Source organism: Bacteroides sp. 1001302B_160321_D4, from assembly GCF_015667765.1.
GTDB classification, from domain to species: Bacteria; Bacteroidota; Bacteroidia; order Bacteroidales; family Bacteroidaceae; genus Bacteroides; species Bacteroides xylanisolvens.
In genome coordinates this window covers 26,340-51,313 of sequence record NZ_JADPLO010000029.1, presented here as the reverse complement: position 1 = coordinate 51,313, position 24,974 = coordinate 26,340, and the positions used below count along the sequence as shown (strand labels likewise).

Sequence of the window (24,974 nt, the reverse complement as noted above, 5' to 3'; positions counted from 1 at the left end):
GGACATTAAAAGGTTATTCCTTTGGATTGTACGGTAACACCCGGTATATAGTAATCCACCGTTTCCGACTGCGCATCCAGTTCCCTGATGATATCCTGCAATACATCCAGGTAAGCCGCCGCGTCCTGCTCCAGACTGTTAGCAACCGATTGCCGGGCCTCTTTTTCCGCCCGCAATTTATCCCGTACGGTTGTGCTCTGCTGTACCTGTACGATTCCATTGGGTAGAACTTCCACCGGTAAACGTTCAACGGCCTTTTTTATGGTGAGAAGTGCAAGCGGGCGGCGTACATACTCCAGCAATTTCTCCGTTAAAACGGTATCGCCTTCAATCAGTTTATTATAACGGTTCCGGGTGATAACAGGTATTATCTGCCCGTCCTGGACTTCCCGGATCATAGGAATAAGCACCAGAAAAAGCCGGTGACTGCCGATATTGTAATATTCATCGAACGTTTCCTTATTCTGGATTAGAAGCCGGTTTATAGCCTTTTTCTTAATGCCGTTCATCCAGAAATCAAACTTTTCGCGGTCCATTAACTCCACCAACGCGTCTACGGCTTCATAAGCCAGGTTCCGGATATTCTCTTCATCCTTGAACTCCTGTAAGGCGGTCATACCCGTTTCATTCTCTCCAAGGTGTTTGCCACGTCCGGCCGTTCCGTGTTGTGCGTCTAAAGTGGGAATGACCTTTAACCAGGTAAACATTGCCACCGCCTGCTGCATCAGCCGCAAAGTTTCCGCCATGCCGTCCGGTTCCGTACCGTCCGCATGATCTTCACGGTAATACTTATCTACCGCGTCTATGGGTTCCGTTCCGATGATAGCCTGTAAATCCCGAATACCCAGCGGTAAGATAGGTTCCCACTTGGTAAAATCAAGATCATTATCGATCAATCCCAGAACACGGACTATTTCACCGGCACCGTCACCGCCTTTATTAAATAACTTCGTCATTTGCTCGGTCTCTTTTTAATGTATATGGTTTCCAATTATCAAAATCCTTTGTGAAATTGTTTATTTCATCGTAGAACTCCTTATAAAAGCGGGCCAGCCCGGTATCTATCGTTATACAGGTCTGCTCCGTGCGCGGATTGGTGTTCACATTGGCCGAGCTTTCTATTACAAAATCAAAAGCGTTACCAAAACCGGCCATTACTTTAGCATGATTACGGAAGATGCAGACACGTGATCCGAAACGTTCCGCCACCTTCTTTAGGTATAAATAAACATCCGCGTAGGAACCTTGAAAGATTTCACCTACATAAAAATCCGCGTGCCCTATGTCTTTTCTCTCCAGCCATTTCTCCACCTCCTTAACATCGGTAATTGCCATACACCAGGTAGAAATCAGAACATATTCCACCGGTTGTTGCTTCACGATCACACGAAGATAAGTAAGGCTGTCAACGTCCCCATGACTGATACAGTGATAAGACGCCCCTTTCTCAAAATGCCAGGGCAAACACTCTTCCAGGTGCAGCTCCGATTTTATCCGCCGGTCAAAATGAACGTTTTTCGTCCGGCGGGCCTTTATATGCTTATCCGGGGTGTTATCGGCCCGGTTCTCTTCCGGTTGCCGGTCGCTTACCGGTTCTTCCGGCACATCTTCCGGTTTCGGTGTAAAAAACAGACTACGCATTTTCTTTCATACGGTTAGAGGGTGAAACGTTCTGTTCCGCTTCCACTATGGTACGATAAAGCCCTACTTTCGTTGCGGTACCCGGAAAGTTGGCATTAATATACTGCTGTAACGGCTTACAAAGGATCATGTCCGGAATAGCCGTTTCAGAAGCGTTATACACTTTCAGGCTGTATAATTTCTCCGATCCGGAAGAAAGTTTGTTTTCTATAATCAGATTTGAAAGTACCGGATCAAGACCGAAGCCGGAAGTGGCGGCAGCGTCCGCCTTATTGGATATCTTAATCTGGGCGTCCACATAATCCTTTATCTTCTTATCCAGTGGTTCCACCGTCCAGCCCTCAAAGTTATTCGCTTCCGGATTCCAGAATTTGGTCGTGTGCATGTATTTTCCGGCGTTCTGCCTTCCGGTAATGTTGGAGGCGAATTTCTCCATAGCTTCGTCCTTGAAATCTTCCAGCATCTGGGCCGTGTATTTCTCGCCCGTACGCTCGCAAACCTGTTTTATACGTGCTTCCGCGCGGTCCCAGTAAGACTGCGGCGATTCGATATGCAGGGAAATGGCCGAAGCGTTTTCGTTATAGGCGATCAGGATAGCGGCCAGACCGCCGGCAAGCTCCAGCCAGTCAAGCGCACCCAAAAAACGCGGTGTACTCATAAAATCCTTGCAAAAGGAATAGATATTATAATATTTCACAGAAACCGGATATTTGAACGGGTGGGCCGGATCAAAGACCGGGTAACGGTAAGTATAGGCCGGATCAGGATAAGGAAAGTCGCCCACAAGTACTTCCTGCGGTTCATCCTCGCCGTCGGGAGGATATACCAGGCGGGCCTTCTGGTAGGGAATATGTTCCAGCCGTACCAAACGCCCGGGATTGCCTACACGCGGCGCACGGTTCCGGACAAACTTTATAAAAAAGCCCTGCATGTGTGTTAAGTCTACGAGTGAGCGGTGAAGAACCGTCGTGTAATCCCACGACTCCAGGTCGGCGGTTATTTCCGGATCGAGTTTCCAACGCCGGTAAAAACGGTTATTCTCTTCGTCGATCGCATCCTCATACAGCCGCGGGCCTTCTCCCCACTGTAAACCGGCTATTTTACCCATAATACCTTCACCGGCGTAGAATTTATCCAGTAAACGCATGACCTCGCCCGGCATGTCGTTATTGTCACCCATGGGAACGATAAAGGTACCGTTTACGCTGATCTTTCGCGAAAAGAAAGCCCCCCGCCGGTTTAACTGGATGCTGGAAGGTTCCCAACCTTTACCGCGGCCACCGATAGAAAAGGAGATCAAACCCTTGTCGGTGCCGGTATCTATAATTCCAAAGTTGCCACTTCGTCTTATTTCCATAATCTTAAATCGTTATTCTTTTCCCGTTGAACTCCATTACCAGACATTCCCAGCAATTCAGCGGCCGGCCCGTTGTGGTGTCCGTCAGGAATAGTTTATAGCTTGAATTTTCGATGCTTTCATCCGTCGCCTTTTTCCTCAAACGGGCGGCAGTAAGTATCACCATGTCGCCGCCGTCCCGCGTCTGACGGTTCCATTTCCGGAACTTGATAGAAAAGGTACCCCCGGAAATGGTAATCCGCTTCATCTGTTCTACCGCTACATAAAGGTTTATTTTTTCCATAGCCGGCGGATAAAGTTTTTAATACTGGCCCAGTTATCATGTACCAAGCAGAAGGATAGAAAGAAAAACATGAATTTTAGGAACGTCCATAGGCTACACCCGTTTGTAGTCTTTTCTTTTTCCTGGCTTTGTTGCTTAACGTCGGATTTACGGGTAACGGCTGTTTCCGTTTGACTGGTAGTTTCCTTATGATCCCGGAGGGAACTGCTTTGATTCTTTCCAGTTCTTTTTTCAGTTTTTCGGTTACTGAAATCAATTTCTTTAATTCTTCCGAGGCTGTCGTAGTCGATACGGATATGCGTACTATCTTCCCGGTAAACGTCAAGTACGTGCTCCTCATGGCTCGAATCTCTCCGCGCAAGTTCAATAACTCCGTCAGTAGTTGTTTGTTTTTCTTCTCCAGTTGCTTCTGTAACCGTTTTTCGTGTAACAGAGCGAGGAGAACGACAACCGTAAAAACAAGCTGCAAAACAAATAAGAATAAGTAGGTGTACGATTCCATGTCTCATAATTGATTTTAGTTATTAGTGTCGAAAGTGATAGATTTACGGTTCAGGCAATTTTTCACCCCGCAAAGAAACGGTTTCATGATATCCATTACGCGGGCGTTCTGCCTGATATCCTTTTCCATTTCGTTACATTTCTGCTGGAGTTCCCGGTACTGGCTCTCTACATCGTCGATCCGCTGTTTCAATTCCTTACGGTCATTCTTCATATCCTCAATCAGTTCCTGGTAAACCTCCTGTACTGACTTCATGGCGTCAGCTTCCGCCTGTTTACGGGTATACCGGAGAGTGAATAACCAAGTCAGGCCACCCGTGCAAAGAGCTGTAATAATCGCTGTAATTATCGTTTCCGTCATATTAGTAGAGTTGAAAATGTTACATTATAGTCCGGACGATACATACATGCGTCAAATAACCCGCCACGATCCCGGCCAGGTCTGCCAGAATATCCTTCCAGTCCCATTTATTACAGGGGGACATTTCATCCCCGTATTCCTTACCCAGTGAAGCACCCAGGGCAAAGGGAACACCATAATCACCCAACAGGGCACATATAGCGTAATTAATTCCGAAATGCTTCCATTTGTCCGTTCCTATTTTCATAATTTGAATCATTGGTTACTGCAAAGGTGGGAAGAACGGAAACGGACGAAAAGGACATAAAAAAGAGTGCCGGGAACCACCCCGGCACAAACAAACCCTAACCTGGGACTTAAACCCAACGGCTGCCTTTTCAGCCGGTATGCTAAATTGTTAATATTAAGGATTAGACAACTTTTCGATGTCTTTTTTCATCATACGTAATAATTGAATCCTTCTTAACACCTCATTTGTTGGTGTACTTTCATCTCCTTTCTCTATTAGGAAATCGATTAGGTCCTCAATAACTTCGATGTAACAAGCGGAAACCGGTTCCGTCTTAGTTTGCCACTGTGTCAAAATCTCGGCACTTTCATCTGTTATATGTGCGCCGTTTACTTCTATATCTTTCATAACAAATCTTTCATTAAACGTTTTTAATCGGTGTAGTCTCTAAGGTAGTGAAATCAATTATTCCGGCCTGCCGGTATATCCCGAGGGCGACTTTCCTAAACCGTTCGTAATTACGTCTGTCAATGGGCGATAACTGCCACCTCTTCATGTCTTTCATCAAATCCGGTATATTATTGGCACTATTATACAGACAGTTGTTTTTACCGTACTCGTGATGAAGTGATACAGACTGAAAATCACCGGAGAAAACAACCAACCGCAAACGTTCAAGTTCAAGGAAAGCAAACTCATTGTTAACCTTCTCCACCTTATAGGCTCTTAATTCAATGGAAGGCGTGCCGTATTCACGTCTAACGAAAAATAGGATATCAGGATTATTTGTATTCATTTGGCACCTCCTTTTAAGTCTTCTAATTTAATATGTGAAATACTTGTTATACTTTCCAGTACCCCGTCGCATACACTTTTAACCCTTAATCCGCGGGAACCGTCTTTCTTGGGTAAATTCAGGTGATAATACGGGCGATTCCTCCAGAATGTAATCCGGAAAATCCAGCCACGAACTTTAAAAGTAGCATTGCTTATTTTATAATCAATCTGTATCAGATCACCCGGTTTAAATTTACTTTCTTGTAGAAACATTTCCTGTATTTCTTCCTTTTCCTTCTTTATTTCCTCAATCCTTTTATCATTGTTTTGTAATTGAGTAAGTAACACTTGCTGATATTCAGTATATATCATTCGGCACCTCCTTTCTTTTCTATCTGGGGACGCTCTGAAAACCTATATATTCTTTTAACCCGGTAAATGAAAAAATAGGCTACAGGCTTGTCACAGCCGTTATTATGTGTTTTAGTGTCCTGATCTATATGAATAAACCCGCTACCGGAAGATATTTTCAGCGGCATTGTTTTAGGGTATTTCTCGTTCAGCTCCTTTACCTTTGCTTCCAGTTCAGTTTTAAAAGCATCAAAGGAAATTTTATCAGGGCAAAGCGTATTACCAAACTGGTTTGCAAACTCTGCCATTTCAGCACATTTTCGGTTCTGTGGCTTATATTCGTTAAGCTCTATAAAATAAGATATCATTTTCGGCCTCCTTTCCTCGCTTTCTTGGCACGACACACACATATAACTGCACCAATGACAGCCGGTGGATAGATAAAAGTAAGACAGAAACAAGCGATAGCAGATAAGTAATAAGCCCCAGAAGTTGAACAAACAGTACATTCATGTTTCGGTTCCTGAAAATAACGATGTTGGATTGTGTTTACGTCCGTGCTACCAGTACGGAACGAAGGTACATAGCTTGTACCGGATTGAAATTCATTTTTCATAACGGTGTTAATTTTGACTATTTTACATGGGAAAGGCGGTTACCATTTCCCCTAATTCGTCAAAATTAACACCGCAAACCGTCCGAAGATCGGGTTATAAGTTTAGGGAAAGGCAACCGCCTTGTATTAAACAAGCACTTATCGGGCATAAAAAAAGCCCGTTATTTATTCGAGCCAATAACCGAGACTCACCGGACCGCACCAGCGGTGTTAACTTTGACAGGGGCAAATGTCGGCATTAAATTCTGAACAAAAAAAAAAAAAACGTTAATAAAAGTTTATTAGGAAAGAAAGTTTCTCGACTCTACGATTCGTTACTTCGTAACAAAAAACGCCCACCTGATTAAGGGTGAGCGTTACACACTATAATTAATATTCTATTTGTCTTTTAAATTAATTCCCTCTTTTATCTGTTCATCAGAAGTTACCTTTTTACAAAGAATATAGTGATAAACAGGGTCTTTGCTCATTCCTTGTGTAGGTGTAACCGGATAAGCCAGTATTAGTTCCCAACCCAATTTAGCCAAATAGTTAACGGCGTCTATCATTGAATTAAAATTCATCTTTTCACCGTTTTCATCTACTAAAAAACGAGCATTTGGTGTTGCCCATTTTGCCTTCTGGCCGAAATCTACTTCTATTTTTACTTTTGTACCGGTTATATTTCCAGTACCCACGATTTCACAATAAGCCTTATACGGTTCTTGTGCAATGGCTGCCATTGTTAGTATGGCCAATACAATAACTAAAAAAAATCTTTTCATATCAGTAACTTAAAATTAGTGTGTACTTTAGTTTGTACCACCCCGTAAGTCCTGACGGTATATATGCAGTGTAATTTTGACGATTGCAAAAGTACTTAAATATATACATTTATAAAAAATATTACCCCAAAATCAATCAAAAATGAAAGGCAACCGCCCCAAAATACACGGTAATTCACCCAAAAATGGGCAAAAAATGAAACAAAAACACATAAAAAACGCACTTTTTCGCGTAAAATTTTGGTCTAAATGCAGATAAACGACTGAAAAACAGTCAAAAGCCGAAAAAAAATTCAAAAACTAAAAAAATGACACCTTCCGAAGACCGAGCCGCTCAGAAGTCGGAAAGCAGTTGCCCTCCCCCTAAAAGGTGAAATATGACCTCTCCCGGAGGGGTACCCGTAACCTGGTAACACAAAAAACGCCGGAAAACCAATTTTCCAGCGTTACAAGGCAATTACCTTTTATGCCTGTTCTCTATCCATTGATCCACAAACGAGTCGGCCTGTAGCGTCCGCTTGCCCCGTACTAAAGCTATCCAGCCGGGGCGCATCAATAAGTATTTGAAAGCGTCGGAGAAATTGGTGGATAACATCGGTAGTTTTTTCGGTGCAAGCTTTTCGGACTTCTTCACTTTGAACACTACCTTAGAATTACCCCGGTATTTGATTTCAGCCTTTGCCTTTTCTACGGAACTAACCATTTCTTTACAGTTCACCGCATCAACCAGCAAGATAGGCAGGTTCTTGTTGGTACCGCCCATAATCTCCTGCATAAAGTCGTATTCTGCATCCTGTCGGATAACTGCCTGTTTACGGCTCTTTAGGTTTACGATCCAGCCGGTACGGTTCCCGCTGCCGTCTTTTTCTATGGCGTCTTTGATCTTACCCGCGTAATCCTCCTTCTGTTTCTCAAAGTTATTACCTGCACGGTCATAGTACAAATCCAGTTCTTTGTATTCGTGGTTCTGGAAGAAGGTGAGGAACTGGTCGGCGATCTCCCGGAACCAGCCCGGCGGTATCTCAAAAAAGTTCTTATGTACCCGGTAATAAGCACCGTCCGCCTGACCGATCACCAAAGAAAGCATATTACCGAAGTCCATACCGCCTTCAATCGTTTTATCATGGTGCAGGTACCGGAGTTCCCGCGAACTGTAAGCGGCTTCCCCGGAAGCGGTACCGTTATAATACTTATGTCCTTCACCAAACAACACATAGAAACGTAAATCCCTGCGAAGACCGGGACGCATACCCACCACCGACTTTTTAAATTCGTGAAGCTCCAGCGTACCATTATACAACCGCCTTAAATACTCTATCGTAAGTATCTCAACATTAGCGAATGAAGAAGCGTTAAGAAAGAACGTTTGTCCTTTTCTCAACTTCAATAAAGCCCGGTCGTAATATTCAATATCCCGTTTCAAACGTTTCAGCTTCAAGGGGGAAGGCTTATTTTTTCTTTCTTCTTTTAATAGAGAAATTACCAGATCATTACGCATACTTGCCGCCTGTACTATTTTAATGATCCGTTCCGGGTCCATTTGCTTGACATACCGGAAAAACCAGTCGTACTCGTTTTCGTCGATATCCGGCATATCGGTAGTAATGGTTATCCCCAGGAACAAATGGGAATGTCCGTAAGTGATCGCATCACCGCGAAGAATAGGCATAGCGCGGTTTACTTTCATTTCCTTGTCGTACTTCGCTTCATCATAAAACAGATGTATTACAGACTTTCCGGCAAGCAGTGAAGGGTTATCCAGTGATCCCATAAAAATAACGCATCCGTTCCAGAAGCTGTAAACATGCTTGTAATCATCTACAATAACCGAACATTTACGCCGCCAGGATTCAGGCGGGCGGGTATCTTTTACATAGTGTACCCCTTCGATCAGGCCCATAAGCTGCCAGCCCTTCTGAACGGCCGGCATTATATTATCTTCCAGGTTACTGTAGGTATTGGCAACAAAAGCGAACGCACCGCCGGGCATTTCTTCCACGCAACGGGCGGAACGCCTGGCTTGTATAACGGTCGATTTGGCCATACCGCGCCCGTCAACAGATACAAGGATAGTAGTATCGATCCAGTCCGTCAGAACCTGGATTATATGGCCGTATTTGATTTCCACATCATCGGCGTTACTCACCTTCGTTATCTTCCCCGAACTCTTTGATATCATACAACATACGTTTTTTCAGGTCAAAAGCTTTAATACGCGCGTCCTCTTTTATATTATCACGTACAATAACAGGAATTTCCGGGATCGCGTCGATAAACTCTTCCAGTTCCTTACGGTCGATTTCAGGAACACCCAGATCCTTACGGCTGGTAGTATAAATAACCGTGCTTTTCTGTGAAAGCAGTTCCTCCGGTATTTCGGCCTGTTGATCCTTATAACATCCGCGAAGTTCCGCCGCCAGTTTCAGCAGGTTCTTAGCCTCCTTCACATTTCCCATAAGAAAGACGGTATTCGCCCAGTTTTCGGCCTTTTCCGCATACAAGTTAGCGAAAGCCTGCGGGCGTACGTTATCCTGCGTATAAAAGAAATTGAGACTGTCAGCGTACACCTGGCGGGCCATCCAGTCCGAAAGGCCGTAAGGTTCCGACTTCAAAAGGCGGATGATGCCGGCCTTTGTCACCAGCTTACCATTTATACGCATACGGGCACGAAGGCCCCGTACCATTTCCATAAGGCTGTAATATTCCCTTTCATCGGGCGCGAGGGCTTCCAGCGTACCGGTAGAAAGAATCCTTTGAATCTGGTTGATATCCACCTTGTCAAAGTCTATTCGTGAGGGCTTAATTAAATTCGTCGTCATCCATTTGTTCGATTAAACGTTCAAAAGTATGTCTTTTCCGTACGGCCTCCAGCTGTTTTATAGCTTCCACGTTTCCGCCTTCCGCCGCTTCATGGAGTTTTATTTCAGGGGCGGCACGTGCTACCAGAATCCCTTCCCGGATCAGGAAGTTAACGGAAGTTCCTACCGTTTCCGCATCCCGGACAAAAAGCCTGGCATCCTCCAGAGAAAGCCCCAGGGAAACGGCTATGTCTTTCGGCGAATACCCTAAAGAAGACAAACGCCGTACATCCTCTTTTTGCTGCGCATCCAGGTAAATACTATCCACCACCGTTAAATCGTTCATACGCATCTTTTATTCGTTTCTGTGCCGTGAAATAATAAATTTCGTCCTGTTCCATTAATACAAAGTTCCGGCCGCTTTCAATGGCTGCCACGGCTGTAGTACCGGAACCGCCGAAAGTGTCCAGGATCAGATCGCCGGGCTTTGTACTGTCTTCAATCAGTTTACGGATCAACGCCACCGGTTTCTGTGTGGGATGAACCTTTTCACCTTCTACCAGTTTCGCACCGGACGCAAAAGACCGGATATTATCTATTATGTTTGTGGCACCGATAGAAACACCCTTCCCGCAATGAAACAAAATAAGCTCATGTATAAAGGCGTAATGATTACCCGGGCCCGACTGTTTGTTCCAGACGATCATGTTTGACGCGCCTATATACAAGTCAAACAACGGATAATAGAAAGCATACCCGCGCCAGTCCGTAAAAAAGTACACACAAGCACCGGGTTTCTTCACCCGGTTAAATTCCAGGAACAAATCCCGGTAAAAGGGTTTACAGATAGACAAATCTTTAAAGCTGCCTTTCTGCCCGTTGTGTGTCATTCCCAGGAAATAAGGCGGATCGGTTATTATACAATCTACGGAATTGTCCGGAACACGTTTCAACGCCTCCAGGCAGTCCTCGTTATAAATTTTGTTTGTAATCATTGGAAAGTTGTTTAAGCCGGCTTTCTTCTTTTTCTATCCGGAGGGTTAATGTTTTGAGCTGGTGTCCCAGCTCCGAGCGGTCGCAAGGATGAGAGAAACGGCCCAGGTTCTTTGTGATCCGTTGCCGTTTCCCTGTCAGACTGGCAATAAGTTCGACTACTTTTTTTTTCGCGCCTCGATTTCTTCCTCTATGGCCTTCTGTGTAGTTTCCCACTTCTGGATCAATGCAAGGGCACTCGTTTTCTTCTTCTCATCATCCCCGGCCTGTTCCAGTTTCGCCTTATTCTTTGAAAGGTTGGCGCGGGCGTTATTCAGTGCCTTTTGTATGTCGATATCCGAAAGGTTCTCGACGCCCTTACGGACGGACAAACTTTTTACCTTCTCACATTTACCCAGAATCTTTCCGTTCTCCCGGTAATATTCCAGTTCGTCCCACATATCGCGGTTAGCGATGAAGTTTTCCACAACCGCCTGCGCTTCCTGTGCTGTAGAAAGTGAACTGACATCATCCGGCGTGGCTTCCAGGCGGGCAAAAGCTTCCTTATACTTCCCGTATGCGGTGAACATGTCGGAAACAAGTATTTTCAGAATGTCGGGACAATCCGGAGAGTTCAGAAAGGTAAATTTCTCGCGGAAACGTATCATTTTGGTTACGGTTTCCGGAGCTGCCTTGTATCGTTTCTCCGCCTCTTCCAGTTCCTCTTCCAGCTCTTCCACACGGTCGGCATTTTCATCCATGGAAAGAACCTTATCCCGGAAATCGGACGAAACGAGTTCTTCCACGCTGACACCGAAAGATTCGGCAAGTTCCAGCAACAAATCATCGCTGTATTTTACCGGCGTTTTGGGTGTTTCCTCCCGGACGGGTTCCATTTTTACCGCGGCCGGCTGTTTGGAGTTGCGCCGGATCGTCTTAAACTCACGTTCGGAAAGCCCGGCCAACTTCCGTAGTTCCTCTAAAAGAATGGCCTTCATCGTTTCCGTTTCTCCCTGCCGGCGGAATGACTTCTTTAACATACGGTTGATACCGTATTTCTCGTACAGTTCCACGCCCTGAATGAAGTTACGCGGACCGGCCAGATAGGTAATAATTTCCTGTTTCATACTATATAAAAATTTGATGATACAAAGGAAAAAAGGGGCAATTACCCTAAAAAGGACAAAGGGTGGCCGGGCATGTGCTGCCGGTCACCCTTTGAATTATATGAAAGCCGTTTACTTACGCCTCATAACGGCTTTGTTCAATCCATTTCATAGCCTCCGAACCGTCGTTAAACGCCCGCAACGTCAGTTGGGAACCTTCGGAAGCGGTAAACGTCTTACCACCTTTCAGAAGGAAATTACCGCCCGTCTCCACTGTGGGCGCAACGCCCGAACATCCCATAAGGGTAATTACCGATCCATGACTTCCACCGGTAACACCGGCTATCTTAGCCGCACCTGCGGAAAGCTGGTACTGCCCGTCCGTCTGGTAATCTATATCCGTGGCACCGGCTTCCACTACGGCCACCGGTTCTTCCAGGGTGTCGGTACCCCGGTAAATGGCGATATCATCCCCCTTGCTGATCTGGGTGAAAGTAAGCTCGTTCGTATTCGATTCATTGGAACCGGTATAAGAAACGGATAATTTACACGGGTTACAGGGTGTTCCGATCAGATCGGCAGGCTTTCCGCTACAATAACGGAGCACAACGATACATTTCTTGGACAGCCAGTTTGTCTTAAACTCGCGAATTTCCTGTTCATTACCGGGATGATTGAACTTAACGGAAGGCGTATAACCTTCGGCGTCCGTTTCCCCGTCACTGTTGGAACTGATTTCAGCGGTACCGGGTGTCAGGTAAATACCGATCGCGTAACGTCCCGCCTTCATTACGATATCATCCTCGATAACCACGCCGGCATCGTTTCTCTGCGGAAAGGAAAGAATATCGTCAACGTCGTAAATTACGAGCTGATCCTTGGGCTGAATACCGTTACCGGGATTGCCGGCCGGCCTTCTTACGCTTGCTTTTACGTATGTCATAACTTAATGATTTATAATGTTATAAAATGGAAGGGATAAAGTATCCCTTCCGCAAAAAATTAGCCTCTTGCCACTTCGTAGAATTTACCGTCGGCGGCTTTCGCCAGCTTGATAAACTTGCCTTCGGAAAGTGTCATAGCTTCGGTTAAAACAAAGTTTCCGCCGGCCGCAATGGTGGAAGCATATTCAGAACCGTTTCCGTAGATCGTGTAAACAACACCGACTTCCGCATCGGTAAAGTTAGTGATTGCCGTCGCCTTTGTATTCTCACCGGTTACGAATACTTCACCGTCAAGCAAGGAAGGTTCCGTTTCATCCGGCGCAAACTGTAACGCATCGGAAGAAGCGTTTTCGCGGCCGATCTCGATAAATTTACCGTCGGCACGTTTCATCAGTTTGATAACATCCCCCTTGCCGGGCTGCCAGGCCTCGGAAATAAGTTCAAAGTTTCCGCTCTTTTCAATCTTAACACCTTTATCCACGCTTCCGCATTTCAGGGAAATAACCGTACCTACCGGCGCGTCTTCAATATCGGTAATCGTAAATTCGGCTGTGTTGGCTACGGTAACAATGGAGGTATGAAGCTTGGCCGACGGGTTCTTGTCCTTGTCAGCGTCCACAAAGTAAGACGCCGGGCGGTCATACTCATTACAGAAGATCATCTGGCGCGTATAGTCCATATCTTCTTTCTTGGTGTACTTGAAGCCCACGGCAATAGCCCAGATACTTTCACGCCAGTTACTCCAGACTTTCAGGCTCCAGTCTTCCTGCTCCAGGTTGAAAGCCGTCATTTCACCCGGTTTGTCCTCGTAGGTTTTAATGTTGCCTTCAAACGTCCAGAAAATACGGTGGTGGTTGTCAGCATTGGGAACCGGGATAATCTTTACCGCCGGATATTCCTTCACATACATGATATTAGCCTTGTAATCCTGGTTCTGTCCGTAATGCAGTTCATTGTATTTATGATACAATACAATAAAGTGCGAAGGCATATAAAGTGCCAGGTTACCGCTGTCACGAAGAACCGCCGGGATCATGGAAGTACCCTTGTACACCTTTTCACCGATGTTTGCTTCGGTAAGTTCTCCCAGCTCGAACGGCTTGATCTGGTAAACGAACTTTCCGTTATTGATATCGGTATGTCCGTTCACTTTCTTGTTCAGGAACTCATACAGACCGTCAGCTGCAGCAAGTGCTTTGCCCGGTTCGTTCAGATTCGGGTCCTTACGGATTCCGTTAATACGGCGTTGTTCGCGCTCGTTATGCAACTTCTTGGCAGTTTCGGCCAGGATGTACTCGATAAAAGACCACTTGATAGGGTTTGAACCTTCCTTGTTCAAAGTGCCGATCCAGGTTTTCTCCAGGGCTTTTAAATTTTTGAAACGGTGTGCAAACATCACGTTGAACATGCGCAGGGTTTCATCGTCGAACTCGTAGGAACCTTTAGTCACCTTGTCGAAGTCGGATTCCTCATTACCGGCCTGTGAGAACTCACCCAGCCAAATGTTTACCAGCGTAGCCAAATCCTGATAACCGGATTCAAGCGGGAAAATACTTTCAATGGAAGGAAGTTCCATTAAAAACGACTGCAAACGCTGTTGCCAGGGAATACGGTAAAAGGCCCCGAGGTCCTCCTTCAAACGGCTGTAGTCAATGGAACTTGCTTTCGGAAGAGCAATCATTTCAAAACCGGCAGCCTCCATTAACGCAGCTTTGGCGCGAAGGTTATACGGGCGGTCCAGTGAGAACATTTCACCCTGCAAGCCTCCCAGCTGCTTTTCATCCTGGAGATTGAAAGCCCCTTTACCGTCCGCCTGGGCGTTGTGTTGCTTCCCTTTGCCCGGATCATCTTCCGCAGCGGCCGAAAGTTGGGCGATAATGCCGGAAAGCTTCGTTATTTCGGCATCCTTCTTGGCAATCAGCGCGGTGTTGTTCCGGTTTTCGTCACGCTGTTGCGTCTGCAAGGCTTCAAGCTGTTCCTGCGCCTGTGTCAGACGGGCAGCAGTATCACCCAACAAACCGCGAAGGAAAGCGGTAGTTCTGGGTTCCTCGGTTTCCTCTCCCTGGTTTCCGTCTTCGGCTTCGTCCTGGAAGTCGTTCTCGAGGGACGCTTTAAAGTCCGTGAGGAATTTTTCGGTAAAACCGTAGTTTTTCAGTTTTGCCACTTCCTCGGCCGTGATAGAGTTTTTATCCTCTATCTTGCTCCATTCCGACAGGCCCAACAGGGCCAGAATGTGAGCGGAAAAGCTCTTAAATTTCATATATACAAAATTTTGAAGTTAATACTATATGTTATACATCTCGTTTACTTTTCTGACGGTGGCCTGTGCCAGTACCCACTTTACCGCGTCTTCCAACGTACCGAACTGATCGATATAGCCGTTTGCCACGGCCACGTCGCCGGTGAATATCTGTCCCCGGAAAAGGGGAAGTTCCGGATCGTAGGCAATACCCAGGTTCCGACTGATCGCATCGCAGAAAATACGGTGCATGACGACCAAACGCTGCTTTATAGGCTCTTCGTTGTTATCCTTTTCAATCGCGCGGGTTTCATAGTTTTTCAGATCGGCACTATCCGGATAGATTTCCCGGTAATCAATGCCCTGTTTCCTGAAATATTCCTTAAAAGATTGGTAAGTAAGCATGATCCCGACGGAACCGACTTCACACATAGGGGAAGCGATAAAGGTTCTACCGGCGGCGGTTCCCAGCCAGAAATGGGCACTCCCCATGGTACCGGCCACGTAAGTAGCTATAGGTTTGGAAGATTCGGCAATCATTTTAGCCGCCAGGTCCACATGTGCGACCATACCGCCCGGACCGTTTATCCAGAGTACCGCGCCGCAAATCTTCGGATTACCGGAAATATCCCGGAGTTGCTGTTCCAGGCGGTAAGTCTCCCAAGAATACAAGGTACCTTCCAGGATAATGACGGCCACGCTGTCAGCCGGCAGGGTGTCATCATCCAGTTCCCACCGGTTGGCAAGGTAAGGAGTAGTAGCGTAAGCGGTTATTTTATTATTGTTAAGCCGTTTTTCGATCGCATCCAGGTTGCCGGCTGCAACACACGGCACAAGTAAAGAAAGCAACCGGTAATAATCATTATCAGCGATTGCCCAAGGTGCTGTAAAAATCTCCTGTATTTTGTCCACGTTCTCTTTTTTACGACAAAGAAAACGCCTATATTATAGGTAGAGAAGGACTGAAAGAAGCCTACAGAAACGCATCAACGCCCGGACCCGTGCCGGACAGGGTACAATTATACAGCCCCCCGCCGATCTCAAAAGAAAAGGTAAGCGGATAATCGGGAGAACCGGAAACACGGGTATTACCCGTTTCATCAATATAGAGAGCGACAAAGGGCGTCGCTTTCAGGTTTTCCAGATAAAGCGTCTTATTTCGCGACACGTCGGCAAGTTTGAAGGTATGTTTTTTAGTATAGACGTCTTCATTTTTGCTGTCACCTGGTTTTAAGGTTCCCGGTACGATCGTAAGAATATCAGGTTTTCCGATTGAGCGAATAACGACTTTCGAACGCACGACGCCAAAATGAATAATGTTGTAAACGGGAACCAGTTGCAGGCTATGGGCGGAGGATATTAACTTCCTTGACATAATTATAGATATAAAGTGTTGATAATCAAATATTCAGCATTTTTCGGACGTTTTTCAGCCAAAAACCGGACAAAAAAGGACAAACAGATACAGTTGGTAGGTAAAAAATAACTTGCTTTTTTACACTTTTTTTCGATTATAGGCCCTTTTCTTCTTACGCCTGAAACTATCCCGCCACCGCTGGTAGTTTTTCAGTAGTCCGTCTTCTTGAATGGAAGAGATATTATACTTTTTCAGGAAGGTAAAAACGGTTTCCTTAAATTCGATACCGTGCAGGTGCTTGTTTTCGTCCATGAGTTCGTGCAGCTCGGCCCACATCAGGGCACGCAAACGCTTTTCAAGAATGGCGGTACCACGTACGGAAATGTAATTGAACTGTTCCGGAGACTTGCCGCCGGCAAAATTGGCCTCCCGGCGGTCAGGCAGCATAAACTCCAGGTTGCCGCGGTCAGCCGAACAATTAACTGGCCGTTTCTCCATGAGATCGTAAATAGTCACATAGATATCGGACGAAGAAGGAAAACGGACGGTACCGACCGTTTCGTCGTAATATTTGCCCCGGACATACTCGGCCAGGTAGGATTCAATCTGTATTCGGGTGGTAATCATAACAATAACATTCCTTTTTAAGGGCAAAGATATTTCTTTATGGGCTGTTGTTCTGCCATTTACGAGAAAATGTAGGCTTTCAGCCGCCATTTTAATAAATATACTCTGGGAGAATAATTATAACGTGCCTTTTCCTGCTGCCACACGGCCGGTATTTTCTCTGCCAAGCTGTTCTAATATAATCCGGTACTAAATTTTTGTAATTTCGTAACCGGGCAACCGGTAAAGATAATATGCTGTATTTTAGCAACTTAGTAGCGTTACTAATTCCCGTTACAAAAAAATGGCAGGAAAACAGTTTGTAACCGGGCTTACCGGTAGAAGATAAAAAGGCCAGTGTTACAAACCGGAAAAGTTAGTAACCGTTTTGTAACTGCAACTTCGTAACCTTTATTTCCTATTTATTTATTTGATTTTCAGACTTTTTTCTTTCAAGCAAACAAAGGTTACAAGGTTACTAAAATTTTGTATGAAATAGAGGTGGGGTATGGGGAGGGAAGCCGGGCGGGACGCATCTGTTTCCATACGAAAAGAGGGACCGACACATTCGTATCTGGTCCCTCTTTTCGTATCTTATACCGGCTCCGATCCGTCTTATACGCGATGTTTGCACCTGCTTAAAATCCATTTCTTTACGTCCGGGGGTACATAGCGGTGCACGACGGCCGTATAGTCCTCATTAAATTCATACTCCAGGGAGTTGTCTCCTTCCAGGATAAAAACACAGGCCGTTTTGATGATCCATTCGAGCTGCTCGCCCGAATAGCGTTCCAGCATCAGGACGGTACCGGGTTTCATACGCTCCAGATAGCGGTAGACCTGTTCGGCGAATTTCCGGAACCTCTCGCCGCTGTTCCAGAGCGCGGTAAACTCGGACATGCTGTTTAATTTCAAATGCGCGTTATTCATTCATCCGGTCGTTCATCAGGTACAAACATGAGTGTCGGATCGGCCGGTTCCGTTCCACCACCGGCAGCCGTTTCCGCCGTGCCGCATGAACGTAGATAGATCATGTCAGCGGCCTTTCCGTCGTTATCCTTACGTACAATACGCCCCTGGGAGTTACAAAGGTCCTTCGGGTTGAGTTCCTCAATGTAGGGACAAAGGGCCACAAAACCTTTGAGGGCCTTTGTAAAACGCTGCATCGTGATTTTATTCACACCGGAAAAGCTTTTGTAATCAGCAAAAGCCTTTTCACGAACAATAAAGCTATCCAGGTGCTCGCTGTCCGGAGAGAAATAAGAGTTCGCCCAATCCTCAAAGTTATTTCCCATATCGGCCTTGTATTTACGCCTGATAATGTTTTCCATGGGCGGAAGCAATTTTATAGATTCCTCGCAAAGGGAAAGATAAAAACGGCAGCACTGCAAGAAGAAATTTATATCGGCGTTCCACTCGTTCTCGCTGTAAGTCTTGGAAAACAAATCCTTACCGAAGTCGTCCCGGATAGAACGCGTTTCCCGGTAGTCGTTATCTTCCGTACGCTGGTGGTAGTAGTCGGAGAATACCAGGTACAGCAAACGGGCTTCCGTAGACGGATCAAAATCAATAGGAACGTAATTAGTTGTAAATCCCAGCTTGGCCGATTCCTCGAAAGGTATAGTAAACGACTGGTTGTTCTTCGGGTTCACGGTCATATCTGACGTGATGATGTCGTAAAACAGGCCCGTATTAAGATACCGGTCGCAATCATCCACCAGAATAAAGTCGGTATGCTGGTTCACCTGGTCGAACACATGCGGGTTATCCATTAGTTTAGGATTACGGCCGGAAAGCTTGACGGTCTTCATAAAGTAGGAAAGGGCCTTGAACATGAATGATTTACCCGAACGCCCGTTACATTCCCCGTCTTCACCGATCTTGTTATCCATGGCCTGCGGTGCCCAGGCACGGGAAGGGGATTTATACCGGTGCAACATATAACCGATAGTAAATATCTTATTGATAAGGTTCTTTTTCTGTTCGGCCACTTCTTCCGCCATGAGGCCTTCCCCCTCGATATCGAATTTATGTTTCTCCCGGTAGGATTCTGCTTCCCCCACGCTCTTGTTATCGAAATTGTATTCCAGTTCCTTACGCCAGTAAACGCGGCTCGAATTGATTACATAGCCGAAAAAGTTAGACGGTACGGCATTTATCCGGATATCAAATACATCGTTGCCCTCTATGTCTTTTTTACGGGAAATGGTAAACATGTCTTCCATTAGACGGACTTTGTGTTTCAGGACGTTTTCTTCCCAAACGTAGTGGGACAATGTGCTGCCGTTGGCCGGATGCTCCTTTATACCGGTACCGCTTACCTCCATGCTGCAACCGGGAAAGAAGAACATCTGCGTATTATGGGTATAATTGGTAAAATCCAGTTCGATCTCCTGCAAGTTGTCCAGGGCCGTATCTGACAGTTTGGGGCTGTTCAGAATAAGATTCCTTATATCGCGGGATAAAAAGCTCTCTTGGGCCCACTCACGGATAAACTTCCGGATATCCTTTGCCTTTATCAGTTTTACGATATTGCCGGTAATACGGATGTATTTCGTTGAACTGGAATTTTCATCATGAAGCGAATAGAAACCGTTAAGACGTAAAAAGTAGTGAAGGCAGTCCGCGTCTATATTGTGATCCCATTGCCGGGATTTCTCGTTAAACTTGGAATACCAGAATTTGGCGGGCATGGCAAGCGTCATAAGGTTACGGAAATCTTCGTTCTTGCTTCTTAATTCCATGAAGTCCCGGAAGTCCTTACGCGGTTTGCCCCGCTGGTCCCGGTAAGTGGTAAGCCAGGCCGGTAGCCAGATCGTATGGATATCGATAAAGCGTAATGCAAGTTCCGTACCCTTCACCCTGCCCGTCGTGTCGATATCGGGTATGTTATACAGGACCTCAACGTATTTCATGATCTCTTTATAGTCCTGTTCGGAAAGTTTATACGTCTCCGAATTAAACCAGATCGGGGAAAAGCCCAGCGATTTAACACACAGGGCGTCGCGCTCTCCGGAACATATAAACGCCTCCTGCAGCTTCTGCTCCTTATAGGGCTTTTCCGCATTGGCCGGATTCTTTTTAAAAGCGGCTTCCTCCCTGGAATTAAATTCCCGGTATAAGGCTTTCAGTTCGGAAAGGCCGTTTATATAGTCTTTCGGCTTGACACCTTCCGGGGTGTAGGAAAAACGCCACTGCTTGTCCGGATTCAGGGGCTCGTATATTTTATAGAACTTCACTTCGGGCGTGTCACCCTCGGCCGGTTTTACCAGACATTCGCGCATAAAGATAGGGTATGTCGCAGTCGCGTATTTATAAGTTACCTCGCGATTTTTTACATACCCTATGTATTTGGCCGAATACCAGTGCAGGGCCTCGGCGTTCTCCTGGGTGACACGGGGGCCGAGTATGCGTAACTGCTCCGGGGTGAGATGATCGGCAAGCTCGAAAATTTTAGTACCGTCTTTCTGATCCTGGGAGGCCGGAACCTTACGGATATCCGGCTTGTTTACGTTACGGTTGAGTTCATCGGTTACGTTGTACATGGATGCAAGTTTAAGGATAGCCTCGTTAAACCGGAGGCCTTCCTCATACATGCAGATATCGACAGGGCTTTGAGCCGTTCCGGTATCGCCGAAATCCGTTACCTTATAAACCTGCTGGGAACCTTCCTTTCCGAATAACTTGATACAGGCCGACGCGTCGTCCTCTGACGGCCGGCGTTTGAAATGGCGGTTGGTTCCGACACAATCCCGGGCTTGCGGATAATAATGTAGAATTATATCCAGCCCGTTGTTGGTTACTTTGTAGATGTCTTCTGCCTTTATCATCGTTATAAAGTTACATGGTTACTTATTCTTCGTTGTCTTCTTTCCGTCCCGGGCACATCTCCGTCCAAGGTTGATACAGGAAAACGAATAATAACAGCCAAAGAAAAGCGGTTTTACCCGTATAATAAATGACAAAGGCAATCAGCCCCATAAAGGCAACCACGATGATAGCGTGGGCGATGTATTTTAAATTTTTATCTTTCATTGTTCAAACATGTTATACTGAATTGAAAAACCGAATTTGCTTAATCTCCTTTCCTGGAGAAGGGAACGTTTGTCATGTGAAGGCATAATGGCCACCAGGTTCTTTGTATCGAACTGGTAACCTTTCTTCCGCATCTGATAACGTAGGTTTCTTAGGCGTCTGTCTTCTTTCATGGCATTTCGTTAAGATCGTCTTAGTTTACAGAAGACATGGCACACTATCGCAAAGGATAGCGCTTAAATCCTCCTGTATAGTTTCCTGCTGCTCTCTGTTCAAGTGTACCAGGAAATAACCTTTTCCGCCGGAAAGATTCTTAATCTCCGCCAGATTATATTTCCGGTCCACCGCATCCACGAACGCAGGGGATTCCATGGGGCGGAAGCTACTGAATATTTTATAGGTTCCACTACTGCCTTCTATTCGTAGCGTGGTTAATTCATCGGGGGTGGTAATTGTTGATTTCATTTCTGATTTATTTTTAATTATTCGACTTGTTCCTCACCTTCACGTATTAGGGTAAAAGGTAGTTTGGTACCACAATTCACACAATAAGCTGTTTTACTCTTGTTTAAGGAAACTCCGTCGGAATATTCCCCACCGGAATATGTACCGTCAGAATTATGCACACTCGTGTAACTCATTCTAAACAGATCACTATACTGATAACCGTAAAAACCATTGCAATAAGGGCAAGGAAGCGGTTGTGCTTCAGTTACTTTTATGGAGATTTTTTTGCTCATTTCTGTTCTTGATTTGAATTATTTTTCACCACTTATTTTTAATTTTACCAATTCACCAATAGGATAGGTCGTATGTTTCGGTCTGTTTATTTTCACTTTATGAGAAGAAAGAAACAACGGAACAGATTCTATTCGATAGAAAGTGTAGTAAGCTTCTTTAGGAGCCGTTTTTACATATTTCTTTAAATATTCTTCTGCTTTATTTCTCGTATCAAATGCGGCAAGGATAGAAAACCAAACGCCGTCTTCTTCGTATTTTCCAGATTCCCTTTTAGTTACTATGTAAATTTTGCTCATTGTTGTTTATAGCTGTGCCGGAGGATAGCATCGAACTACCAATAACACCCGCTTTCGCCCTTCGGGGTTATCTCCACACTCCGGCGGTTATTATATGGAGCGGCAAAAGCCGCCCCGGTTATTTATTCACTTTTCTTTTCCGGAAGAAAAACAAAGTCCGCCCAAATATCAAGGAATTGTCGACCGCAATACGCTGCCAGTTCTGACGTTTTGAAGGCAAGCCGAACGCCGATGTACGCACTCGTGACCGATGAATCGCTATACGCGGCCGCATACGAAACACCGCCTAACGCGCCCGCGGCGCTGTTCGACCGATACACCACACGAGACTTTTCTTCCTCGTCCAACTTATTGTATTCTTCCCCTGTATAAAGAATAAACCAAGGATAATAACGGTATTCATCCTCTATAAATTGAGGTTCCCAGCCTTCATTTAAAGCCTTGACAATGATACGGAGTTTCAGGAAAGCCAGAACGTCAGGTTCAAGACCGAGGGATATTTTATCCCGGCTCCATGCTTCCGCATCAATGCCAATTTCACGGCAGGCGTCCTCAAACGTCTTAATACGTTCTTTTACGTCTTTCTCCGGTTCATCAATAAGAGTTAAGATGCCATTTCTCCAGACGGCCGTTTTACCTTCCGGAATTTCGATTTCTAATTTCTTTGATTTCATTTTTCTTTTATTTATTGGTTTTCACTATGGAAGATTTTTACGCCTGTTACTTCCTCGATCTTATCCTTGGCAAGTTCGGGAATACGACAACGACTACCCCGCCAATTACGAAAGGTATGTAATGGCACTTTACATGCTTCTGCCAATTTAAGGGACATTTCAGAAGATTCTTTTACCGGCAAATTCAAAAGGTACATTCTTAGTTTCTCGCCGTCATCATTCCTTTTTAATTTTTTTTTCGTCATACCTTTGTGATAAATATACTCATTATTATTAACTTTACATAGCAAAGGTATAATTATTTTCACCACAAGTGAATAAGAATTACGTTAATAAAAGTTATAACAAAGATATAATATGGCTAATTTCTTGTTAATAAGAGAATTATGTGAGTTAAAGAAAATCACTATACGAGAACTTGCATCACGTATAGGAAAAGAAGATAGTAGCATACAGGCTATTGTCAGGAATGGAACAACGAATACAAAAACCATTGAGGCAATAGCAAAGGTTCTGGAAGTTCCTGTAGGTGTATTCTTTGATAATATTCCCATACCTGGAATAAAATCAAATGAACTTGATAAGGATGCAAAAATAGCTGATTTAGAAAGGATAATTGAGGAGAAGGAACGTCTAATACAAGTCTTATTAAGTAAGAAATAACCTGTAATAGATAAGAAATGTAGGCATATTGTAGGCTATACAATTATACAAGCAATTAATAATCAAGCGATTAATAAACGTTACTTGAATCACTTAGAGAAATCGCAAACAGCTATTAAAATAGCGTTTGCGATTTTTTCATTTAATAGAATCGTCCACATGTTGTCTACTTGATATTTTTTCACGTACTGGCTATAATCCCATCGGTATTTTCAACAAATACCAGACAATAAACATCAATGTCCAGGCAACCAGGATACCTAATGAATATCTCCAGGTATATTTAAGCAATGAGCCATACGTAATCTGTTTATCATACTGCCGCATATAAGTCAGCACCAAAGGCATATAGAATAAGAAAGGAGTAATGGCATTCGTCGAACTATCTCCGATACGGAAAGCACATTGTGCTACATCCGGAGCAATTCCCATCTGTGCAAACATCGGAATAAAGATAAAAGACATAAAAGCCCATTTGGAGGTAGCAGATACCATAATCAGGTTTATCAATGCCGTAAATAGAATAAACAGGATGAGAGCAGACAAAGGAGCCGGCTCAAACGAAGAGAGCAAATCAGCTCCCATGATGGCTAAACATTTATCCAGATGGGAATATTCAAAACAGGCAAACATCTGTGCAGCAAAGAAAGCGATAACGAAATACACTCCAAGAAGTTTCATTGGCTGCGTAAGTCCTTCAATCACATCATTGTCAGTGCGATACCGTCCGGAACTGAATCCATAAGCCATCCCCGTAATACCTGCTCCCAAAGAAAGCAGGAATAAAATACCGGCAATAAAAGGCGAATGCATCAAACCTCCGTTCACCCCTCGCAAAATTCCATAAGAAGAAAAAGTAAGCCACAAGATAAGAGCGACATAAACAGCTGCTACAACAATGGAAATCATAATAGCACGCCGCTCTTTGCGAGAGAGAGGATGATAAGCCACCACTTTCACACTGCCTTCATACTTTCCTAATGTGGGAAGAAGCCATTTTTGAGTAATCCAATACACAATAGCTGTAATGACTACTGTTGAAGCACTCATAAAGAAGTAGTTACAAAGAGGTTCCGTGTTCCCCTGATAACCCGTTTGCGCCAGTGCCGCCTCTTGGGTGGTATGTGCCAATAACGGGTCCATCGTACTCAATACAATATTGGCACTATACCCGCACGCAACAGAGACATAAGCTGTAACAATCCCTGCAATCGGGTGAAGTCCCACCCACTGGAACAGCATAGCGGCAATAGGCAATAAAATAATATATCCACCATCCCCAATGGCATTCGACAACAAACCGAACACAATCACCCACAAGATGATTTTCCTCTTTTCCTGCCGGTTCCCTACTCCCATGCGGATGCACGCATCAATAAAACCGGAATGTTGTGCTACTCCCAGTCCGAACATAGCGATAATCACCATGCCCAACGGAGCAAAGCCCGTGAAATTCTTAATAGCGTTCCGCAACCACCAACGGATCCCTTCCGGACTTAACAGACTTTGTACACGGATGTCTTCGCCTGTCTGCGGTAGTGTCACTTTCAACCCATAGATATCACATATCCATGAAAGAAAGACCACTGCCATTGTCAGCAGAAGGAACATCGTAGCGGGATGGGGCATACGCCATTTATTCTTCATTACTTTCCAGAGGTAT

At 45.0% G+C, this 24,974-nt stretch carries 34 protein-coding genes; 1 reads left to right on the top strand and 33 read right to left on the bottom strand.

Annotated elements, in window-relative coordinates; translation table 11 throughout:
* Window positions 1–5: 5 nt before the first annotated feature.
* The 32 genes from KFO40_RS12770 to KFO40_RS12615 form a co-directional block, all read right to left on the bottom strand.
* Window positions 6–956 carry a DUF6712 family protein gene (locus KFO40_RS12770; RefSeq protein WP_004325869.1) on the bottom strand — a complete coding sequence of 317 codons (951 nt, stop codon included), beginning with the start codon at window positions 954–956 and terminating at the stop codon, window positions 6–8.
* Complete coding sequence (locus tag KFO40_RS12765) at window positions 940–1,641, bottom strand: hypothetical protein (RefSeq protein ID WP_004318193.1); 702 nt, start codon at window positions 1,639–1,641, stop codon at window positions 940–942. The genes KFO40_RS12770 and KFO40_RS12765 overlap by 17 nt, the downstream gene beginning before the upstream one ends.
* Window positions 1,634–2,998, bottom strand: coding sequence for a hypothetical protein (locus KFO40_RS12760; protein ID WP_004318192.1), 1,365 nt, complete (start codon window positions 2,996–2,998; stop codon window positions 1,634–1,636). Before KFO40_RS12760 ends, KFO40_RS12765 begins: the two co-directional genes overlap by 8 nt.
* Window positions 2,999–3,002: 4 nt before the next feature.
* Window positions 3,003–3,281, bottom strand: coding sequence for a hypothetical protein (locus KFO40_RS12755; protein ID WP_004318191.1), 279 nt, complete (start codon window positions 3,279–3,281; stop codon window positions 3,003–3,005).
* Complete coding sequence (locus KFO40_RS12750) at window positions 3,269–3,790, bottom strand: hypothetical protein (protein WP_004318190.1); 522 nt, start codon at window positions 3,788–3,790, stop codon at window positions 3,269–3,271. Before KFO40_RS12750 ends, KFO40_RS12755 begins: the two co-directional genes overlap by 13 nt.
* A gap of 8 nt (window positions 3,791–3,798) precedes the next feature.
* The gene (locus tag KFO40_RS12745) at window positions 3,799–4,143 is read right to left on the bottom strand and encodes a hypothetical protein (RefSeq protein WP_004318189.1); all 345 of its coding nucleotides are present in this window, start codon (window positions 4,141–4,143) and stop codon (window positions 3,799–3,801) included.
* 19 nt (window positions 4,144–4,162) lie between these two features.
* Window positions 4,163–4,390: a hypothetical protein gene (locus tag KFO40_RS12740; RefSeq protein ID WP_004318188.1), complete on the bottom strand. Its 228-nt coding sequence runs from the start codon at window positions 4,388–4,390 to the stop codon at window positions 4,163–4,165.
* A 156-nt stretch (window positions 4,391–4,546) separates the two neighbouring features.
* Window positions 4,547–4,780 carry a hypothetical protein gene (locus tag KFO40_RS12735; protein WP_004318187.1) on the bottom strand — a complete coding sequence of 78 codons (234 nt, stop codon included), beginning with the start codon at window positions 4,778–4,780 and terminating at the stop codon, window positions 4,547–4,549.
* Between the two features lie 13 nt (window positions 4,781–4,793).
* Complete coding sequence (locus KFO40_RS12730) at window positions 4,794–5,168, bottom strand: hypothetical protein (protein WP_004325868.1); 375 nt, start codon at window positions 5,166–5,168, stop codon at window positions 4,794–4,796.
* Window positions 5,165–5,521, bottom strand: coding sequence for a hypothetical protein (locus KFO40_RS12725; protein WP_004318185.1), 357 nt, complete (start codon window positions 5,519–5,521; stop codon window positions 5,165–5,167). The genes KFO40_RS12730 and KFO40_RS12725 overlap by 4 nt, the downstream gene beginning before the upstream one ends.
* Window positions 5,518–5,868 (bottom strand): hypothetical protein, encoded by a 351-nt coding sequence (locus tag KFO40_RS12720; protein ID WP_004318184.1) that lies wholly within the window; start codon window positions 5,866–5,868, stop codon window positions 5,518–5,520. Before KFO40_RS12720 ends, KFO40_RS12725 begins: the two co-directional genes overlap by 4 nt.
* Entirely contained in the window at window positions 5,865–6,116 is a 252-nt protein-coding gene (locus tag KFO40_RS12715; protein WP_004318183.1) for a hypothetical protein, read from the bottom strand. The genes KFO40_RS12720 and KFO40_RS12715 overlap by 4 nt, the downstream gene beginning before the upstream one ends.
* Window positions 6,117–6,493: 377 nt before the next feature.
* Window positions 6,494–6,880: a hypothetical protein gene (locus KFO40_RS12710; protein WP_004303389.1), complete on the bottom strand. Its 387-nt coding sequence runs from the start codon at window positions 6,878–6,880 to the stop codon at window positions 6,494–6,496.
* 457 nt (window positions 6,881–7,337) lie between these two features.
* Window positions 7,338–9,059 carry a hypothetical protein gene (locus tag KFO40_RS12705; RefSeq protein ID WP_008998366.1) on the bottom strand — a complete coding sequence of 574 codons (1,722 nt, stop codon included), beginning with the start codon at window positions 9,057–9,059 and terminating at the stop codon, window positions 7,338–7,340.
* Entirely contained in the window at window positions 9,019–9,699 is a 681-nt protein-coding gene (locus tag KFO40_RS12700; protein WP_004318181.1) for a hypothetical protein, read from the bottom strand. The genes KFO40_RS12705 and KFO40_RS12700 overlap by 41 nt, the downstream gene beginning before the upstream one ends.
* The gene (locus tag KFO40_RS12695; RefSeq protein WP_008998367.1) at window positions 9,680–10,024 is read right to left on the bottom strand and encodes a hypothetical protein; all 345 of its coding nucleotides are present in this window, start codon (window positions 10,022–10,024) and stop codon (window positions 9,680–9,682) included. Before KFO40_RS12695 ends, KFO40_RS12700 begins: the two co-directional genes overlap by 20 nt.
* Window positions 9,999–10,673, bottom strand: a complete 675-nt coding sequence (locus tag KFO40_RS12690) for a DNA-methyltransferase (protein WP_008998368.1) — start codon at window positions 10,671–10,673, stop codon at window positions 9,999–10,001. The genes KFO40_RS12695 and KFO40_RS12690 overlap by 26 nt, the downstream gene beginning before the upstream one ends.
* 156 nt (window positions 10,674–10,829) lie before the next feature.
* Window positions 10,830–11,777 (bottom strand): hypothetical protein, encoded by a 948-nt coding sequence (locus tag KFO40_RS12685; protein ID WP_008998369.1) that lies wholly within the window; start codon window positions 11,775–11,777, stop codon window positions 10,830–10,832.
* Window positions 11,778–11,892: 115 nt separating this feature from the next.
* The gene (locus KFO40_RS12680) at window positions 11,893–12,699 is read right to left on the bottom strand and encodes a hypothetical protein (RefSeq protein ID WP_008998370.1); all 807 of its coding nucleotides are present in this window, start codon (window positions 12,697–12,699) and stop codon (window positions 11,893–11,895) included.
* Window positions 12,700–12,758: 59 nt separating this feature from the next.
* The gene (locus KFO40_RS12675; protein ID WP_211146432.1) at window positions 12,759–14,960 is read right to left on the bottom strand and encodes a hypothetical protein; all 2,202 of its coding nucleotides are present in this window, start codon (window positions 14,958–14,960) and stop codon (window positions 12,759–12,761) included.
* A 24-nt stretch (window positions 14,961–14,984) separates the two neighbouring features.
* Entirely contained in the window at window positions 14,985–15,851 is an 867-nt protein-coding gene (locus KFO40_RS25885; protein WP_008640069.1) for a S49 family peptidase, read from the bottom strand.
* Window positions 15,852–15,912: 61 nt separating this feature from the next.
* Complete coding sequence (locus KFO40_RS12665) at window positions 15,913–16,347, bottom strand: hypothetical protein (protein ID WP_195483817.1); 435 nt, start codon at window positions 16,345–16,347, stop codon at window positions 15,913–15,915.
* Between the two features lie 87 nt (window positions 16,348–16,434).
* Window positions 16,435–16,923: a hypothetical protein gene (locus tag KFO40_RS12660; protein ID WP_008998373.1), complete on the bottom strand. Its 489-nt coding sequence runs from the start codon at window positions 16,921–16,923 to the stop codon at window positions 16,435–16,437.
* A gap of 594 nt (window positions 16,924–17,517) precedes the next feature.
* Complete coding sequence (locus KFO40_RS12655) at window positions 17,518–17,832, bottom strand: hypothetical protein (protein ID WP_008998374.1); 315 nt, start codon at window positions 17,830–17,832, stop codon at window positions 17,518–17,520.
* Window positions 17,829–20,732: a hypothetical protein gene (locus tag KFO40_RS12650; RefSeq protein WP_211146431.1), complete on the bottom strand. Its 2,904-nt coding sequence runs from the start codon at window positions 20,730–20,732 to the stop codon at window positions 17,829–17,831. The genes KFO40_RS12655 and KFO40_RS12650 overlap by 4 nt, the downstream gene beginning before the upstream one ends.
* Window positions 20,733–20,754: 22 nt before the next feature.
* A complete protein-coding gene (locus KFO40_RS12645; RefSeq protein ID WP_004303402.1) occupies window positions 20,755–20,937 on the bottom strand; it encodes a hypothetical protein in 183 nt (60 codons plus the stop codon).
* Window positions 20,934–21,110, bottom strand: coding sequence for a hypothetical protein (locus KFO40_RS12640; RefSeq protein ID WP_004325858.1), 177 nt, complete (start codon window positions 21,108–21,110; stop codon window positions 20,934–20,936). Before KFO40_RS12640 ends, KFO40_RS12645 begins: the two co-directional genes overlap by 4 nt.
* Before the next feature lie 25 nt (window positions 21,111–21,135).
* Complete coding sequence (locus tag KFO40_RS12635; RefSeq protein WP_004325857.1) at window positions 21,136–21,402, bottom strand: hypothetical protein; 267 nt, start codon at window positions 21,400–21,402, stop codon at window positions 21,136–21,138.
* Window positions 21,403–21,419: 17 nt separating this feature from the next.
* On the bottom strand, window positions 21,420–21,677 hold the full coding sequence (locus KFO40_RS12630; protein WP_004303404.1) for a hypothetical protein: 258 nt from the start codon (window positions 21,675–21,677) through the stop codon (window positions 21,420–21,422).
* A gap of 18 nt (window positions 21,678–21,695) precedes the next feature.
* Complete coding sequence (locus KFO40_RS12625; RefSeq protein WP_004325856.1) at window positions 21,696–21,974, bottom strand: hypothetical protein; 279 nt, start codon at window positions 21,972–21,974, stop codon at window positions 21,696–21,698.
* Window positions 21,975–22,096: 122 nt separating this feature from the next.
* Entirely contained in the window at window positions 22,097–22,648 is a 552-nt protein-coding gene (locus tag KFO40_RS12620; RefSeq protein ID WP_211146430.1) for a hypothetical protein, read from the bottom strand.
* An 11-nt stretch (window positions 22,649–22,659) separates the two neighbouring features.
* Window positions 22,660–22,893 (bottom strand): hypothetical protein, encoded by a 234-nt coding sequence (locus KFO40_RS12615; RefSeq protein ID WP_029425873.1) that lies wholly within the window; start codon window positions 22,891–22,893, stop codon window positions 22,660–22,662.
* A gap of 112 nt (window positions 22,894–23,005) precedes the next feature.
* Between KFO40_RS12615 and KFO40_RS12610 the strand changes: the two genes are divergently transcribed.
* Window positions 23,006–23,311 carry a helix-turn-helix domain-containing protein gene (locus KFO40_RS12610; protein ID WP_004325853.1) on the top strand — a complete coding sequence of 102 codons (306 nt, stop codon included), beginning with the start codon at window positions 23,006–23,008 and terminating at the stop codon, window positions 23,309–23,311.
* Between the two features lie 192 nt (window positions 23,312–23,503).
* On the opposite strand, the gene KFO40_RS12605 is transcribed toward KFO40_RS12610, so the two are convergent.
* Window positions 23,504–24,958: an AbgT family transporter gene (locus tag KFO40_RS12605; RefSeq protein ID WP_211146429.1), complete on the bottom strand. Its 1,455-nt coding sequence runs from the start codon at window positions 24,956–24,958 to the stop codon at window positions 23,504–23,506.
* Window positions 24,959–24,974 lie beyond the last annotated feature (16 nt).